This window comes from Micromonospora arida (assembly GCF_003857035.1).
GTDB classification, from domain to species: Bacteria; Actinomycetota; Actinomycetes; order Mycobacteriales; family Micromonosporaceae; genus Micromonospora; species Micromonospora arida.
The window spans coordinates 21518-37582 of record NZ_QGSY01000148.1; the positions used below are offsets into that span (position 1 = coordinate 21518).

The 16065-nt window shown below is 68.4% G+C and carries 9 protein-coding genes; 5 read left to right on the forward strand and 4 right to left on the reverse strand.

The window, feature by feature from the left end; translation table 11 throughout:
* Nucleotides 1–21 precede the first annotated feature (21 nt).
* On the reverse strand, nt 22–2697 hold the full coding sequence (locus DLJ58_RS10210) for a ricin-type beta-trefoil lectin domain protein (RefSeq protein ID WP_244218868.1): 2676 nt from the start codon (nt 2695–2697) through the stop codon (nt 22–24).
* A 1266-nt stretch (nt 2698–3963) separates the two neighbouring features.
* Here DLJ58_RS10210 and DLJ58_RS10215 point away from each other — a divergent pair.
* The 3 genes from DLJ58_RS10215 to DLJ58_RS10225 are packed head-to-tail and all read left to right on the forward strand — an operon-like array spanning nt 3964 to nt 7477.
* Nucleotides 3964–4566, forward strand: a complete 603-nt coding sequence (locus DLJ58_RS10215) for a DUF4956 domain-containing protein (RefSeq protein WP_124855142.1) — start codon at nt 3964–3966, stop codon at nt 4564–4566.
* The gene (locus DLJ58_RS10220; protein WP_124855144.1) at nt 4563–5384 is read left to right on the forward strand and encodes a polyphosphate polymerase domain-containing protein; all 822 of its coding nucleotides are present in this window, start codon (nt 4563–4565) and stop codon (nt 5382–5384) included. Before DLJ58_RS10215 ends, DLJ58_RS10220 begins: the two co-directional genes overlap by 4 nt.
* Complete coding sequence (locus DLJ58_RS10225; RefSeq protein ID WP_124855257.1) at nt 5381–7477, forward strand: CotH kinase family protein; 2097 nt, start codon at nt 5381–5383, stop codon at nt 7475–7477. The genes DLJ58_RS10220 and DLJ58_RS10225 overlap by 4 nt, the downstream gene beginning before the upstream one ends.
* A gap of 50 nt (nt 7478–7527) precedes the next feature.
* Here the strand turns inward: DLJ58_RS10225 and DLJ58_RS10230 are convergent, their stop codons facing one another.
* The 3 genes from DLJ58_RS10230 to DLJ58_RS10240 all read right to left on the reverse strand — a co-directional run bounded on the left by DLJ58_RS10230 (nt 7528) and on the right by DLJ58_RS10240 (nt 12121).
* A complete protein-coding gene (locus tag DLJ58_RS10230; RefSeq protein WP_124855146.1) occupies nt 7528–10512 on the reverse strand; it encodes a glycoside hydrolase family 3 protein in 2985 nt (994 codons plus the stop codon).
* Between the two features lie 243 nt (nt 10513–10755).
* Entirely contained in the window at nt 10756–11106 is a 351-nt protein-coding gene (locus DLJ58_RS10235; protein ID WP_124855148.1) for a DoxX family protein, read from the reverse strand.
* Nucleotides 11107–11182: 76 nt separating this feature from the next.
* Entirely contained in the window at nt 11183–12121 is a 939-nt protein-coding gene (locus DLJ58_RS10240) for an oxidoreductase (RefSeq protein ID WP_124855150.1), read from the reverse strand.
* 95 nt (nt 12122–12216) lie between these two features.
* Between DLJ58_RS10240 and DLJ58_RS10245 the strand changes: the two genes are divergently transcribed.
* Together DLJ58_RS10245 and DLJ58_RS10250 are read left to right on the forward strand one after the other, a co-directional pair.
* Nucleotides 12217–12852, forward strand: a complete 636-nt coding sequence (locus DLJ58_RS10245) for an acyl-CoA-like ligand-binding transcription factor (RefSeq protein WP_124855152.1) — start codon at nt 12217–12219, stop codon at nt 12850–12852.
* A gap of 54 nt (nt 12853–12906) precedes the next feature.
* Complete coding sequence (locus DLJ58_RS10250) at nt 12907–16026, forward strand: efflux RND transporter permease subunit (RefSeq protein WP_124855154.1); 3120 nt, start codon at nt 12907–12909, stop codon at nt 16024–16026.
* The last annotated feature ends 39 nt before the right edge of the window (nt 16027–16065 follow it).

The window sequence follows — 16065 nt, forward strand, 5'->3', positions numbered from 1 at the left end:
TGGCCCCGGGGTCTGGTCGGGTCAGCTACGCAGCGTCCACCGCTGGTTCGTGCCGCCGTTGCAGGACCAGAGGATGAGCTTGGTGCCGTTGGCGGTGGCGGCGCCGTTGGCATCGAGACAGAGCCCCGACTGGGCGTTCGTCACGGTGCCGTTGGTGTTGACGTTCCACTGCTGGTTGAGCCCACCGTGGCAGTCCCAGATGATGACCGCGGTGCCGTTGGCCGTGCCCGCCCCGGAGGCGTCCAGGCACTTGTTGCCGTACACGGTCAACTGCTTGCTGGCGGTGTGGGTCCACTGCTGGTTGGTGCCGGTGGAGCAGTCCCAGAGCTGAGTCTGAGTGCCGTTGGTGGTCGAGGAGTTGGGCACCTCGACACAGCGACCGGACTGGCCACCCACGAGTTGTCCGCTCCCCGTACCGCTGCCGCCGCCCTGCTGCTGCCGGACGATTGCTGTCGACTCGGCCGACCGGTTGCCCTGTGCGTCGACGACGTAGAGCCGGTACTCGACCTGAGTGGCCGGCACGGCGATGGATGTGGCGGTGCCGGCGGCCCTGGTCATCGTCGCCCCGGCGGTGAAGGTGGTCGTGCCGTACGGAGCCAGCCAGACCGACCTGGTGGCGTCACCGATGCTCCGGATCGGGATCGACGCGGTGGCACTGGTGACGAAGGTGCTGGCCGGCAGCACATAGTTCGGTGCGGAGAAATTGCTCGCCGGAATGATGTCCCGGTACGCGTCCTCAAGGCCGGAATTCGCGGCGATGCCGTACGCCGCAGCCGGCCAGACATAGTCGGAGGAGACGAGGATGTCGGCGACAGTACTGTTCGGCAGATTCTTGTTCGAGACCTTGTTGATAGGGCCGTAGATCTGCGTGATGCTCAGATCGTGCTTCCGCCCGAAGTCATCCGAATTGATCATCCAGGTGACGTTCTTGTCGATACTCAGGACGTTGTCGCGGAAGGTGATGAACGCCGAGCCCTCATCCGGGTGCAGTCCGTACTTGTGGCCCGACGGAACGCCCTGGAGGTAGTTGTTGGTGATGGTGGTCGCGGGCTGGCTCCCGAGCGTGTAGATGGGAGCCGTGTCACTGAGACGTTGCACCGTGTCGATGATGTGGTTGTAGCTGATGGTGTTGTTTCTCGCCGTCGTGGTCGGCCGGTTCGGCACGATCGAGCCCGACGATCCGTCGAAGTTCCACCAGCCCCAGCCGAGCGTGATGCCGGACCACGGGGCCTTCTCGATCCGGTTGCGCTGGATGGTGAGGGTGTCGGCGAAGTACGCGGAGATGGGGCTGTGCCCGTTGAACAGAACCGCGCTGTCGTAGAGGTAGTTGTTCTTGATGTCGATGTTCTTCGGCAGCCCCTCGACTGACGCGGAGTACTTCTCGCGGTTGGTCGACGTGCCGTCCCCGATGTAGACGTGCTGGGGATGACCGACGGTGATGGCGGACCCGGCGATGTCGTTGGTGTGGTTTCCGATCAACTGGGTGCTCTGCACATCATTGATCATGTTGATTCCGTCGGCGCCGGTGTGCTCGATCCGGTTGCGTTGCAGCAGGAGACCGTCGGCGTTTTGGATCTGGACGATGCCGGGGGTGACATCCACGTTGCGGTAGTAGTAGACGTGGAAGTTGCCCTTCGCGTACACCTGCGCTCCGAGATTGCCCTGCTGCGCCTGCTTGAAGGACGAACCGGCGACGTTGAACAGGTTCCAGTCCGAGTGCCGCACCGTCAGACCGGAGAACGTGATGTTGCGGGCGTGGCTGGTCGTCGAGGTGCCGGCGACCCGGAGCACCGTGGTGACGTTGTTCGGTGCGTAGACCGTCGCGGTCGACATGTTCTCGGCGCTGGCCTTGTAGTAGTAGACCGTCTTGGTGCCCTTGTCGAAATAGAATTCACCGGGCGCGTCCAGGAACTCGTACGCGTTCATGAGTTTGTGGGTGCCGCCGACCTGGGCGTTGCCGTTGAACGCGCCCTGCGCGATGGCCGCGCCTGGTTGCTGGAAGAGAGCGACCCGGTTCGCACCGTCGGAACTCGTGGTCACCTGGCGGACGCCCACGATGGCAGTGGTCCAGGTCGTACCCGTCTCGATCTCGATGTCGTCCTGGTTGCGCGGAACGGCGGGAAAATCGTTCAGGCTGTACTTGGCGCCGTCGCACTGCGAGCCCGACTCCCAGGCCCACGAGGCCTGGTTGGCCGTGATGTTGTACGTCCCGTAACAGCCCGCCGAGCTGATCGTCTTCGACGCCATGTACGCGCGCTTGTCATTGACGTAGAGCGCCCGCAGCTTGTTGGTGCGGTCGAGCGGCGCCTTCCAGATGTTGCCGCTGTGCTGGCTCCACCCGGTCACCGGGACGCCGCCGTCGAGGACTGGCTTCTCATTGGCGTAGGCCGCGTAGCTGACCCGGAATCCGTTGGTGCCGGAGTCGCTCGACCCGAATTCGACAGTGCTGCTCACCGGATAGGTTCCACCACGGAGGTGGACGTTCACGTCGCCGGTCATGTTCGTGTTCACCGTACGAACGACGTCCCGGGCACGTTGCAGAGTCCGGAATGGCGACTGCAGGGTGCCCGGATTGGCGTCGTCACCGTCCGGGGCGACATAGTAGGTCGCCTGGACCGCGGCCGATGCCGGTAGTTGGTTTGTCAGCACTGCTGGCAGTGTGGCGGCGACAAGCGCCGCCACCGCCAACACTGACATTCGAGCGGTGGATATGGCTGACTTCACGTCTGTTCCTCTCACTGGTCGTCGATGTGGTGCCCAAAGTGCGTATCGAGCGACGAGTACGGAACAACGACGCCACTAAGGGCCGGCGGGGACTTCCGTCGCCCCGACCGCACTCTTTGTTAACCGCCCCGAAATTCTTACTGGGAGCGTAGGTCACACGTCTGACCAATGCAACCGGCAATTGGAGGGCGTCTATGCAGAAATGCCCTCGGATCGGGCAGATCAACCCTGCCGACAGTGCGTCCCTGCTGACGTCGTCCGACGAATCCACAGCGACGACACGGGGCTCGTCGTCGCTGCCCGCGACCACTCGCACGCACCTCGGCGATCGGCAGCTGAACGGCGGCGTAGACCTTTGGTCCGCAGCGCGGCGCGCTGAACGTCGTGAGCCATGAGGGCGCCCCACCGCCAGGCCAGGGACCGCCAGGCCAGGGACCGTCGGCGGTCCGGCCTTCCTTTGGAGCTGAATCGTCTACGACATCACCGACAGACGGCCCCCTCGAACCGCCCCCGCGACAAAGCCCTCACGCGACCCTCCGCGCGATCCCCGCGCGATCCCCGCGACGCCAGGCGGTTCCCCGCGCGATCCCCGCGATCCCGCCGCCAGGCGGTTCGCCAGCACGGTTCGTCGCGATCCCACTGCCAGGCGGTTCGCCCGCGGTCGTCGCGATCCCACTGCCAGGCGGTTCGCTCGCGGTTCGTCGCGCCCACCACCAGGCAGTTCGCCAGCACGGTTCGTCGCCGACACCACCGCCACGGATTCCCTTGCTTGATTCGTTTGCGGCATCAGCTCCATAGGCACCGAAGTCACTGAACCCCGCCGACACTGGCGGTGCCCGCCCCACCGGGCGCCACCGGCCAACGGGCACGAGAGGCTCAGCGGCCACCCCGGGTCGGACCGACGATCATCCCGCCCCAGGAACCGACCCCAGGACCGATCAATCGAGACGCCGTGACGCCCGAAAGACTCCGAAAGTTTCGGCGGTCGCCTGAGCCGAGGTGGCTCCCCGGGCCTGCCCACGTCAGGCGCACCGCACCCTTGCCAGCCGGCTCAGGGGCCTGCATGTGCGCACGGATCACACATTGACTTACATTGATGTTCTGCTTACAGTCACCAACGAAATACCGAAAGTTTACCGAAAAGTAGCCCGGAGGTTCGGCCACCTTCCGCAGGTCGCCACGCAGCGACTGCGGCCTGGCGTCGGTCCGCTCCGGCGTGAACCAGGAGGAACCCCAGCGATGTCGCAGCTCGTTCTGTTCGCGATCGACATCTGCGCGGTGGCGCTGCTCGTCTTCGGGCTCTACTTCCCCCGGCACCGCCGGCGCGACCTGGTCGTCGCCTATCTGGGGGTCAACGTCGGCGTCCTCGCGGTGGCGAGCGCGCTGAGCGCCAGCGACGTCGGGGCCGGGCTCGGGCTGGGGCTGGCGCTGTTCGGAGTGCTCTCCATCATCCGACTCCGGTCGACGGAGCTCGACCAGCACGAGGTCGCGTACTACTTCTCCGCTCTCGCACTGGGCATTCTCGGCGCACTCAGCACCACCTCGGTCTGGCTCAGCGGAGGCTTGATGGCACTCATCGTCGCGGTGATGTTCGTCGGCGATCACCGACGGCTGCTCCGGCACTACCGGCACCAGATCATGGTGCTCGACTCCGCCGTCACCGATCACGTCGCTCTCGTCGCCCAGCTGGAGCAACTGCTCAACGCCCGGGTACACAACGCCATCGTCCAGCGGCTCGACATGGTCAACGAGACCACAGTGGTCGACGTCCGATACTCGGTCGCCCGGCGCAGCGCGGCTGCCGGCACCAGCAAGGCGGTACGGGCCGGAGCGCTCCGATGAGCGCGCCACCGCTGGCGACGCTGGCGCCGATCGCACTCGCCGAGGTGATCGACCGGGCAGCGCTGCAGTGCAGGGTGGACCGCAAGTACGTCATCACGGTGGACGAGTTGCCGCATCTGCTGGACCAGCTCACCCCGTACGCCCGGGTGCTGGACATCGATGGCGAACGCAGCTTCCGGTACGAGTCCGTGTACTTCGACACGCCCTGCCTGGCCAGTTACCACTGCGCCGCGTACCGGCGGCGCAGGCGCTTCAAGGTACGGACCCGGACCTACCTCGACTCCGCGCAGTGCTGGCTGGAAGTGAAGATCAGCGGGGCGCGCGGACGGGTCACCAAACACCGACTGCCGTATCTCGCCGAGGACCGCCGCACCGTCCGGTCCGGGCGGGGGTTCGTCGACGATGTGCTCGACCGGGAGTCGATCCTGTCCAATCTCAGCGGCAGCCCACTCGAGCCGGTGCTGGTCACCAGCTACCGTCGCTCCACTCTGCTGCTGCCCGCAACCGCGAGCCGGGTCACCATCGACACCGGGCTCACCTGGCAGGACGGTGACCAAACCCTGCGACTGCCCGGCATCGCCGTGGTCGAGACCAAGACCAATTCGGCCCCCTCGCTGGTCGACCGTGCGCTGTGGCAGCGCGGGACCCGGCCCGTACGCATCTCGAAGTACGCCACCGGTCTCGCGGCTCTCCGCCTGGACCTTCCCGATGTGCCGTGGCGTCGGACGCTACGCCGCCATTTCCGCGCCGACGCGTCCTCGGCGCTCCTGGAGTTGCCCGTTCCCACCCGATCAGAACAGGAGGCATCGTGCGCATGAACACCCGCAACACCGGTCTTCCGGTGGCGGCCCTTCGTGCCGCCGGGATCGCCGCCACCGCCGTGTTGGTCGCAGGTTTCCTCGTGGTGTCTTCGCCACCGGCCGGCGCCGAACCCGTCGCCGCTGCCCAGGCCGCCCAACCGGTCACCGAACTCCTCGCCGGCACCCCGGCCGCCGATGCCGCCGCAGCACCGGCCGCGGCGGAAGACCTGGTCGGCGACATCACCTTCTCGGTGCCCAGCGGCACCTTCCAGGGGGAGGTGGCGGTGACGCTGAGCAGCACGGTCAGCGGTGCCCAGATCCGCTACACCACCAACGGCCAGCCGCCCACCGCCCAGTCGTCGCTCTATTCGGGCTCGGCGCTGCGCTTCACCCGCACCACCCAGTTGCGGGCACAGGCGTTCGTCGGCCAAACAGCGACGGGTGCGCCCGGCACCGCCATGTACGCCGCCCAGAACGTCACCACCGCCCACGACCTGCCGGTGGTACTGATCGACTCGTACGGTGCCGGCCGGCCAGACCGTGAGTACTTCGACGCCACCACCATGATCTTCGAACCGACGGGCGGCGGTACCACATCGTTGGCGGCCGCCCCGACGCTCAGCACCCGGGCCGGATTCCGGCTGCGCGGCAACTCGTCGGCGACATTCGAGAAGACGCCGTTCCGCGTCGAGTTCTGGGACAACGAGAACGACGACGCCGACTACCCGGTGCTGGGCATGCCCGCCGACTCCGACTGGGTGTTGCGCGGCCCGTTCCCCGACAAGGCGCTGATCCGTGAGGCGCTCGTCTACGACCTCGGGCGCGAGATGGGGCTGCCCGCCCCGCGCTACGCGTTCGCCGAGTTCTACCTCAACACGGACGCCGCACCGGTGGGTGCCAGCGACTACATGGGCGTCTACATGTTCATGGAGACGATCAAGAACTCCAAGGACCGCCTCGACCTCAAGCAGTTGGACTCCGACGACGTGACCCTGCCGAAGATCCAGGGCGGGTACATCTGGAAATTCGAGTGGATGGCGGCCGAAGAGCCGACGTTGCCGTGCACCGGGCCGGCGGCAACCTGCTGGAACTACCTTGAGGTCGCCGACCCGTCGCCCCTGCAACCGCAGCAACGGGACTGGCTGCGCGGTCACCTCCAGGAGTTCAACGACGTGCTGCACTCGTCGAACTTCGCCGACCCGACCACCGGATACCGCAAGTACATCGACGTCGACTCCTTCATCGACCTCATGATCGTCAACGAGCTGAGCCGGGAGATGGACGCCTACGTCCGCAGCTCGCACTTCTACAAGGACCGGGACAGCAAGATCTTCGCGGGTCCGCTGTGGGACTTCGACCTCAGCTTCGGCGTCGGTGGATTCTTCGCCAACGACCAGGTGTCGGGCTGGCAGCACCAGCAGACCCGGCAACCGTCGGCCAACGACTGGTTCGCCCAGTTGCTGCGCGACCCCGCGTTCGTCAACCAGGCCCGATCGCGCTGGCAGACGCTGCGACGGGGCCTGCTCTCCGACGCCGCGCTCCAGACCCGGATCAATGCTCTCGCGACCCCGCTGACCAACGCGGCCCAGCGCAACTTCCAACGCTGGCCCAACCTGACGGCACCGACGGTCAGCTTCTTCCGCACCCCGACCTCGCCCACCTGGCAGGGGCAGGTCCAGGTCATGCGGGACTGGATGCTGCGACGCGCCGCCTGGCTGGACTCCACCGCCGGCTGGGGTGGTTCCGTCACCACCCCACCGCCCACCACGCCACCGCCTACCACGCCACCGCCCACCACCCCGCCGCCGGCGGCCGGCTGCACCGCGACGTACGCGGTGACCAGCCAGTGGACCGGCGGCTTCCAGGGCGAGGTACGGGTCACCGCGGGACCCTCGGCGATCAGCAACTGGACCGTGACGTGGACCTTCGCCGGTGGCCAGAGCGTCGCCCAGGCCTGGAACGCGACCGTCACGAGCCAGGGGTCGGCGGTCACCGCCCGCAACGTCGCCTACAACGGGGCACTGGGCGCCGGCGCGAGCACCGCGTTCGGGTTCCTCGGCTCGTCGAGCGGCACGCCCAGTACACCGGCGCTGACCTGCACGGCGAGCTGACCAACCAATGGCCCGGGCCGGGTCGACGATCGACCCGGCCCGGGCTCCGGTCAATTGATGGAGAATTCCGCCAGCCGCAGCGGGGAGTCGAACACCAGGTACACGTTGCGGGTGCCGACGGCCCGGGCCAACTCGGTGCTGGTGCTGACGTACCGGTAATCGTCGCCGGTGCTGGGCACGGTGGCCGTGCCCAGCAGCCGACCGGTGGGCGACCCCATCCGGATCTGGATCGTGCCGACACCCGCACCGGCCTTGGCGACCTTCGCGGTGAAGGTGCGCGCCCCGGCACGCAGCGCGGAACCGTCGAAGGAGATCCATTGACCGGCGGCGGTGGCACCGACCGCCGTACCGCTGGTTTTCGTCTCGTCGACTAGCCGGACGCCCGCGTACCGGTCGAAGTTCTCCGCCCTGGTGGGCCGGGACAGGTCGCGGGCCGGGATGGTCTCACCGCGGACCCGGACCGCGGCGCGGGCCCGGATGTCCTCGACGGACGCCCCGACCATCAGGTCGTGGACGGACGACTCGACCACCCACCGACTGCGGGTGACGTCCCAGTGCGCCAGGTCGGCGGCGGGCAGGCGCAAGGTCACCGTACGGGTCTGCCCGGGCGCGAGTTTCACCTGCTGGAATGCCTTGAGCTGGCGGATCGGGGTGGTGTCCCGCGAGGTGCGCTGGTGGGTGTAGAGCTGAACGACCTCGGTCCCGGCCCGGCTGCCGACGTTTGTCACGTCGACACTGGCCGTGATGGTGCCGTCGGCCGCGACCGACTGCGCACCGGCGCGCAGCTGGCCGTACCGGAAGCGGGTGTACGACAGCCCGTGGCCGAACGGGTAGAGCGGCTTCGCGCGGCTGTACAGGTAGGTCTGCCCGGACGAGATGATGTCGTACTCCAGCAGGTCCGGCGGTAGTTGCGAGTCCGAGCGGTACCAGGTCTGGGTGAGCCGGCCGGACGGGTTGCGGTCGCCGAAGAGGACGTCGGCGACGGCGTGACCTGTCTCCGCGCCCGCGTGGGTGGTCCAGACGATGGCCGGTACGTGCTCCTGCTCCCATCGGATGGTGACCGGGTAGCTGGTCTGGAGCACGAGCACGGTCCGCGGGTTGGCCTTGGCCACGGCCTTGACCAGCGCCTCCTGGCCGGCACTCAGCGCCGTTGAGGTCCGGTCGTGCGCCTCGCGGCCGTTGATGAACGGGTTACTGCCGACCACAAGCACGGCGGTGTCGGCCGCCTTGGCCGCCGCCACGGCCCGGTCGATTCCGCTGCTGATCACCTCGCGACTGAAGTGGGTCGCGGCGGCCGGGGTCGATGCGCCGAGCTTGAGGGCGCCGTCGTCACCGATGGTCACGTACGTGTCGGCGCCGAACCAGCTCTCCTTGGTCTCGTAGCCGACGTAGCGCAGCACCACTGTTCCGTCGGCCTGCGGCTCCAGCTTGAACTGCTGCTGGACGTACCAACCGTTCGGCTGCTCGTCGCGGGTGAGGAACGGCCCCCAGTTGTAGCCGAGGTAACGGCCGTTGGCGGCGTTGCGCAACGTCACCACATCCTGCCCCCAGTCGACCACGTCGAACTGGGCGACGAGCGCCGGGGTGGCGCCGGTCCCGAGGACGCGGTCGGCGTCGGTGGTGCCGGTGGCCGAGACATACCGGCCGGTCGACACGTCCTTCAGCGCGATCCGGTCCGCCCCGTCGAGCCCGCTCACACTGGCCGAGCTGCCCAGCCGTTCGCGGATGCCGCCGAGCGCCGTCACCTGGTACGGCAGGTCGCCGCCGTACCAGTCCGAGTAGAGGGTGTCGGCCAGCGGGCCGAGCACCGCCACCTTGCGGGTCCGGGCCGGGTCCAGCGGTAGCGCCTGCCGCTCGTTCTTCAGCAGCACCATCGCCTCGCCGGCGGCCTTCCGGGCCAGTCGCTGGTGTTCCGGGCTGTTGATGACGTCCGGGGTGATGCCGCCGTACCGGCCGCCGCCCGGGTCGAACTCACCCAACCGGAACCGGACGTTCAGGATCTCGCGGATCCGGGCGTCGATGTCCGCCTCGGTGAGCAGGCCGGTCGCCAGCGCCTGCTTGATGGCGGTGATGGTGGGCTGGGCGTTGGTGTCGTCGGTGATGAAGCTGTTGAGGCCGGCCTTGATGATCGCGGCGTTGCCCTCGGCCTGGGTGGCGTAGTACCCCTGCGAGGCGACGAGGTTGTTCGGCGCCCAGGCGTCCGTGACGTTCATCAGCGGCTGGTCGGTCCAGTCGCGTACCACGGTGGCCAGGTCCGGGTCCACAGTGGCCGGACGGCCGTTGACCAGGTTGTACGCGGCCATCATCCCGGTCGCCGCGTCGGCGGCGATGGCCGGCTTGAAGGCGGCGCGGTCGTACTCGTTGAGCACCCGAGGCGGCACGTTCGAGGAGGTCACGTCGCGTCGGACCTCGTTGTTGTAGGCCAGGTAGTGCTTGAGGGTCGGGGCGCTCTTCAGGTGGTTGGGGTCACCGCCGGTCATCCCCGACCCGTACGCGGTGGAGATCTCGGCGGTGAGCAGCGGGTCCTCGGAGTAGCCCTCCTCGTTGCGGCCCCACCGGGGGTCGCGGAGCAGGTTGACCACCGGCGCCCAGAGGTTGAGCCCCCAGACCCGGGGGTTCTGCGCGTGGTAGCCGCGCGCCTCGTCGCCCACGGCCGATCCGACCTGCCGGATCAGCTCGGTGTTCCAGGTGCTCGCCATGCCCACCGGCTGTGGGAAGACGGTGCCGCGAGCCTTGACCACCGCGCCGTTGTTGTCGATGTCGGTGGACCAGGCCACCCCGTGCAGCGCCTCGGTGCCGGTCTTGAACAGGCCGATGCCCAGTCGGGGAATGGCCGGCTGGTACTGGTGCAGCCAGGAGATCTTCTCGTCCTGGGTGAGCCGGCTGAGCAGGTCGTCGACCCGGACGTTCACGGGTAGGTGGGGATCTCGGAACGGGTAGGTGGGTTCGGCGAGCGCGGTGCCGGGAACGGCCGGTAGGGCTAGCAGGGCAAGCGCGAGCGCGGTGATTCCGCGCCGAAGGCGCCAGTTCCGCATGCGGTTCTCCTCATGTCGTACGACAGACGCCCAGCGGGGCGCCGAGACCGGCGTGACCAGGCTCGACACCCGGCTGACGGGCCTGAACGACGAATCGTCGAAGCGCTTCGACGACCCGGCCGCGTCACCACGGCCATGATTGTTGTGATCCGCGCAACTATAGATGCCCGCCTATGACAGGGCAATACCGGCTCACCTCGCGATGCCGACGCCCACGGTGCCCCTCACGTCGGAGCTGACGATTCACCAGTGGTAGAGCACGTTCACTGTCAGCGCGGCCACCACGCTGACGAAGAATACGGCCCAGCCGACCAGCTGACGGGAGCCGACGCGCAGGTGCGCGATGAGCGCGCCGATGAAATACAGCACCAGCCCGGCGGCGGCGAGGGTGCCCAGCAGCGGTACGGCGAAGCCGGCCAGCAGCCCCAACGAGCCTGCCGCCAGCGCCATGCCCAACCGCGGTATCCACGACCGTGGCACGCGCTTCATGTCCGCCTGGGCCTTGGGATAGTCGTGGTCGATCAGGTAGGTGACGGCGGCGATGCCGGTGAAGATCGACGCGAGAATGGTGACAGTGACATAGGCAGCGAACATTCTTTCCTCCGTTGTGTCTGCTCGCCGCCTGGACGATCTGGCGCGACGGAATGTGACGTCGCTGGGTGCCCAGCGATCAGCTCGCCGGTCGCAGCGAGCCGAACCGCACGCCGGTGGCCTGTTCGGACAGCTCCCACAGACGGCGGCCGTGCTCGGGGTCGGTCGCGGCCGCGGAGAGCTTTGCCGGCGCGGGGTGGCCGCGCAGTTCGCCCGGCCCACCCGGGGCGACGAGTTCGCCCGGCTGCGCGTCAGGGTCGGTGGCGGCGAACAGTTGCGGCCAGACACCGCGATCGACCGGCTGGGCGAGGAGTGGGTTGCCGATCCGGCCCAGCAGCAGTCGCCAGATCGGCGTGGTGGCGCTGCTCTGCAAGTTCGTCGCGGTGTAGCCGGGGTGGGCGAGGAAGCTGCCCAGTGGGCTCGCCACGGCGCTGAGCCGCCGGTGCAGCTCGTAGCCGAAGATGGCGTTGGCCAGCTTGGACGTGTTGTAGAAGCCCATCGGAGAGTAGCCCCGCTCGCCGGTCGGGTCGGCGAAGCGCATCTTCGCCTGCCGGTGGTTGACCGAGGTGACAGTGACCACCCGCGGCTCCCGGCCGGCCAGCAGGAGGTCGAGCAGGAGCCCGGTGAGAGCGAAGTGCCCGAGGTGGTTCGTGGCGAACTGCATCTCGTGACCCTGCGGGCTGAGGGTGCGCGGCAGGGCCATCACCCCGGCGTTGTTGATGAGCACGTCCACCCGGGAATGGTCGGCGTGCATCCTGTCGGCGAACTCCCGTACCGAGTCGAGGTCGGCGAGGTCGATCCGCCGGACTTCCAGGTCGACGCCGGGTCGGGCTGCGGCGATGTCGGCCGCCACCCGGCGACCTCTCTCCTCGTCGCGGACGGCCAGCACGACGCGCGCAGCGCGGACGGCGAGCGCCCGGGTCGTGACCAGGCCGAGGCCCGCCGTGGCACCGGTGACGACGAAGGTACGGCCGTTCAGGTCGGGGATCTGTGCAGTGGACCAGCCATTGACAGTCATGCGACCCACTGTGCTATCGGTGGCACTGGGTGTCAAGTAGTGCGCCTGGTGTCAACAAGGGCATGATGTGGCACCGAATGACGTAGCATCGGCGGATGAGATCCCGTGCGGACAACAGCCTGGCCGAACGCAAACGCCAGCTCGTTGCCGACGAACTGCGTGACGCCGCCCTGATGCTGCTCGCTACCAAGGGCTTCGACCTGGTGACAGTCGACGACATCGTGGCGGCGGCCGGCATGTCGCGACGCACCTTCTTCCGCTACTTCGCGTCCAAAGAGGACGTCGTCGTCCGGTTCCTGGCCGACACCAGCGCGGACATCATCACCGAACTCGCCGCCCGGCCGCCCGCCGAGCCACCGTCGGTCGCGCTGCGGCACGCTCTCTGGGTGCCGCTCGCCGCCTGCAACGACCACCCGGAGCACTCCGAGCGAGCCCGGGTCGTCGTCCGTCTGATCCTGGACACCCCCGCCCTGCACGCCCGCTGGCTGGAACGCCAGATTGAGTGGCGCACCGAGCTGGCCGCCGAGTTGGCCAACCGCCGTCGCCTCGACCCGCACACCGACCCCTACCCACGGATGGCCGCCGGGATGGCACTGCTGGCCCTCGACACGGTGCTTCAGCGGTGGCAGCCGGGCGACGACGAGCAGCACCTGGCCGAGCTGATGGACCAGGCGTTCGCCGTCGTGGCACCGGCCCTCGACGCGCCTGCCGCGTCACCCGCCGCCGGCTGAGCGCGAGTCAGCGCGGTTTCAGCGCCCTTTCAGGCAGCTCAATACGTTCGCGGCATGACATTCAAACGTTCCACGCGCACCAGGCGCGGGACCGCAGTGCTGGCGATGGTCGCGGTCACCGCAGCGAGCGTGCTCTTCGGCGAGCCCGCGTCGGCCGATCCCGTTCCCGTCCCCGTCCCTCAGGCAGCGCTCACCGACCGGGCCTTCGGCCAGGTCGCCGAGATCCATCTCCAGGGCGCCGCTCGGATCACTACCGTCGTGCTGTCGGCCGAGTTCGTCCAGTGGCACCGGCTGCACCCGAACGCCACGGCCGAACAGGCACAGACCCAGCTCACCGCACGGCAGCAGCTGCTCAACGAGTCGCTGACCGCGTTCGACCTCCTGCTGCCCGAGCAGGACCTGCTGCTCAAGTCCGTCGACATCCTGCTCGGCACGCCCGGCGGCGACACCCGGACCTCGCCGGAGATCACCGGCCTGGTCGGGGCCGTGATCGGCAAGACGGTCGAGCCGTGGGACACCCGCGAGGAACTCGCCTCCGGCGCGCTGCGGACCGCCCAGTGGCTGCGCGGCCGTGACGACGCCCTCGCCGCGGTGTGGTCCGCGGTCCGACAGGCAGCGGCAGCCAGCGCGCCCGTCGCCACCGCCTGGAACGCCGTCCTCGGCGAGCCGATCGGGGTGGACGTCACCAGCACCTACGAGGAGCTCCGGCAGGATCCCGGACTCTCGCATGTCGACCTCGACGCGATCCTGGCCCTGCGGGACGACTCGGTGGCGTACGTCGCGGCGGCCAAGCAGCAGCTGGCCTCCCTGCACGCGGAGCTGCTCGGCCTGAGCCTGGAGATCCGTCTCGAGATCGGCGAGAACAACCAGAAGTGCCCGCCGGAAGGGCCGCCGAGCGCCGCGTGCACCGCGGCGGCCAAGAAGGCCGCCGAGGACCGGGACAAGGCTCGGCAGCAGACGATCTCCGACGTCAAGGCCGGGGTGGGCATGGTCTCCACCATCATCGGGTTCGCCGACCCCGACGCCGGCAAGAAGTCCAAGGTGATCGGGGAGGCGGTCCTCACCACGATCAGCGCGATCTCCAAGTACGCGGCGGCGATCACCGGCCGCGGCCTCGCGGGCTCGATCTTCAGCACCGCGACGTTGGCGATGACCGGCAACGTCTTCGGTGCCGTGATGTCGGTCGTCGGGCTCTTCGGCAGCAGCGGACCGTCGCTGGACGCACAGATCCTGGCCCAGGTCAAAGCGTTGCGCGACGAGGTACGGGCCCTCGGCGACGAGATGCGCGCCAGCTTCGCGCGGGTCGAGGCCCAGATCAACACGGTGTACGCGAACATGATGGCCCAGTTCGACAAGTTGAACGCGGCGATCGCCGGCAACACCGCGCAGATCACCCTCGTCCAGCAGCAGGTCGCCCAGCTCGGCCTGCGCCTGGAGGACATCGCCGCCACCGTGCTGGCCGCGATCGGCGACGCCACCCTGCACGACGCCCGCGCCGACATCAACAAGTACATCGGCTACCGGGAGAACTTCGGTCAACCGATCCCGACGTACGGCGAGTTCATCGGCCCGGAGAACGAGTTCCACCTGACCTCGACACAGCTGGCCAGCGGCGCCGCCTTCGTGGTGCCCCGGACCGACGCCGACAACCCGGCGGTCGACCCGACCACAGTGCTCAACAGCTTCGGCGAAGCCCGGTCGATCAACTACCTGGCCCGGGTCGCCAACGGACGTGACCCGTCGATGGTCGAACCGTCGACGCCGGTCGGCAACCCGACGGTGTGGAACCTCGGCGCGCAGGCGTACGCCATGTTGATGCTGCAGAACCCGACGTACGCGGCCCAGGTCAGCGCCGGCCGCGCCGCGCAGATCGAGGCGGAGGGAACCCGCATCGCCGACCTCGCGGCCAGCTTCGGTCGGCCGGCGAGCGGCAACGCCAACAGCCTGATCACCGGGCTGGTAAACGAGTACGTCGCCGCAACCAATGAGCTGTCGACCGCGCTGGCCGCCTTCCGGACCAACGAGGTCCAGGTTCGCTACGAGCCGGACGCCAACGGCGTACAGGTGAAGACCCCCAAGAACTACGACCTGTTCTGGGACACCGACAAGCCGCTCGCCCCGGCGCCGGCCAAGGCCGACGAGGCGACGGTGCCCGCGTGTGAGGGCAGCAGGCAGATCGACCGACCCAGCAACGTCCGCTACGACCTGATGTCGAACATGGTGCGGGCACTCCAGTACGCGTACTCGCCGCGCCACGACGAGCCGCCGGCCGGCGTACGGGAGTTGCCCGAGGTCGGCTACTGCTACACGCCGAGTTGGGTCCACACCCGGCTGACGGACAACGGTGGAGTGATCCGCTCCTACGGCAAGCTGCGGTTGCAGATCCACAGCCGGTTCCGGCTGAACTCGTCCGCGGCCTGGCAGAACTCGCGCACCGCCGACTACACCTGGCCGGACGAGCAGGTCTACCAGGTCTACTGCGAGTTTTTCAGCTGTAACAGCCAGACCACGCCCGAGCAGGGCCTGACCCAGAAGTGGCCGTCCGGCCGGTACGCCTTCGCGAGCGGCGCGACGGCCACCAACAACACGGCGCTGGACGCCACGCTGACGCCGACCCTGCGCGGCTTCCTCCAGGGCCGGCAGAAGTCCATGTACGACCGGGTACGGGAGCAGAGCACCCAGGTCAGCGGGCCGGTGCCCACCGCCCTGAAGAAGGTGAACACGGCGGCGCGGCTGCTCCAGGCGTACACCCGGTTGGGTCTGCCCAACGCCCTCGACTCGGACGACGTGCTGTCCGCGAACCTGTTCGGGCAGTACCAGATCCCGGTGAACATGCCGACAGACGCAAAGATCGGTAATGCCTATGCCAAGGCGAGCGGGAACTACGCGACCTGCGGATCGTCGCCATGCTCGCTCGACCCCGGCCGCCCACTGCGCGACCAGGTCAGCCTCAAGGTGCCCTGCGAGCCCGCTGTCGACTCGTCGAACCTGCCCGGTGACCCACTGGGCGACTGCCTGATCACCAGCGCGCGGTCCCGCGCCAACACGCTGATGCAGCGGTACGAGGTGTGGGCGGACCAGATGACCGCCGGTCTGCACCGCGAGCGGGTGCCGTGGATGAACGACACCCTTCTGGGCCTGCGCATCACCACCCGCCTGACCCACGCCAACTGACCCAGGGCGTTGCCGGCGTCTACGGGCGCCGGCAACGCC

Bases quoted from the DNA above. Each gene is read 5' to 3' on its own strand.
- DLJ58_RS10210 (WP_244218868.1), bottom strand. From the start codon at position 2,697: ATGTCAGTGTTGGCGGTGGCGGCGCTTGTCGCCGCCACACTGCCAGCA.
- DLJ58_RS10215 (WP_124855142.1), top strand. From the start codon at position 3,964: ATGTCGCAGCTCGTTCTGTTCGCGATCGACATCTGCGCGGTGGCGCTG.
- DLJ58_RS10220 (WP_124855144.1), top strand. From the start codon at position 4,563: ATGAGCGCGCCACCGCTGGCGACGCTGGCGCCGATCGCACTCGCCGAG.
- DLJ58_RS10225 (WP_124855257.1), top strand. From the start codon at position 5,381: ATGAACACCCGCAACACCGGTCTTCCGGTGGCGGCCCTTCGTGCCGCC.
- DLJ58_RS10230 (WP_124855146.1), bottom strand. From the start codon at position 10,512: ATGCGGAACTGGCGCCTTCGGCGCGGAATCACCGCGCTCGCGCTTGCC.
- DLJ58_RS10235 (WP_124855148.1), bottom strand. From the start codon at position 11,106: ATGTTCGCTGCCTATGTCACTGTCACCATTCTCGCGTCGATCTTCACC.
- DLJ58_RS10240 (WP_124855150.1), bottom strand. From the start codon at position 12,121: ATGACTGTCAATGGCTGGTCCACTGCACAGATCCCCGACCTGAACGGC.
- DLJ58_RS10245 (WP_124855152.1), top strand. From the start codon at position 12,217: ATGAGATCCCGTGCGGACAACAGCCTGGCCGAACGCAAACGCCAGCTC.
- DLJ58_RS10250 (WP_124855154.1), top strand. From the start codon at position 12,907: ATGACATTCAAACGTTCCACGCGCACCAGGCGCGGGACCGCAGTGCTG.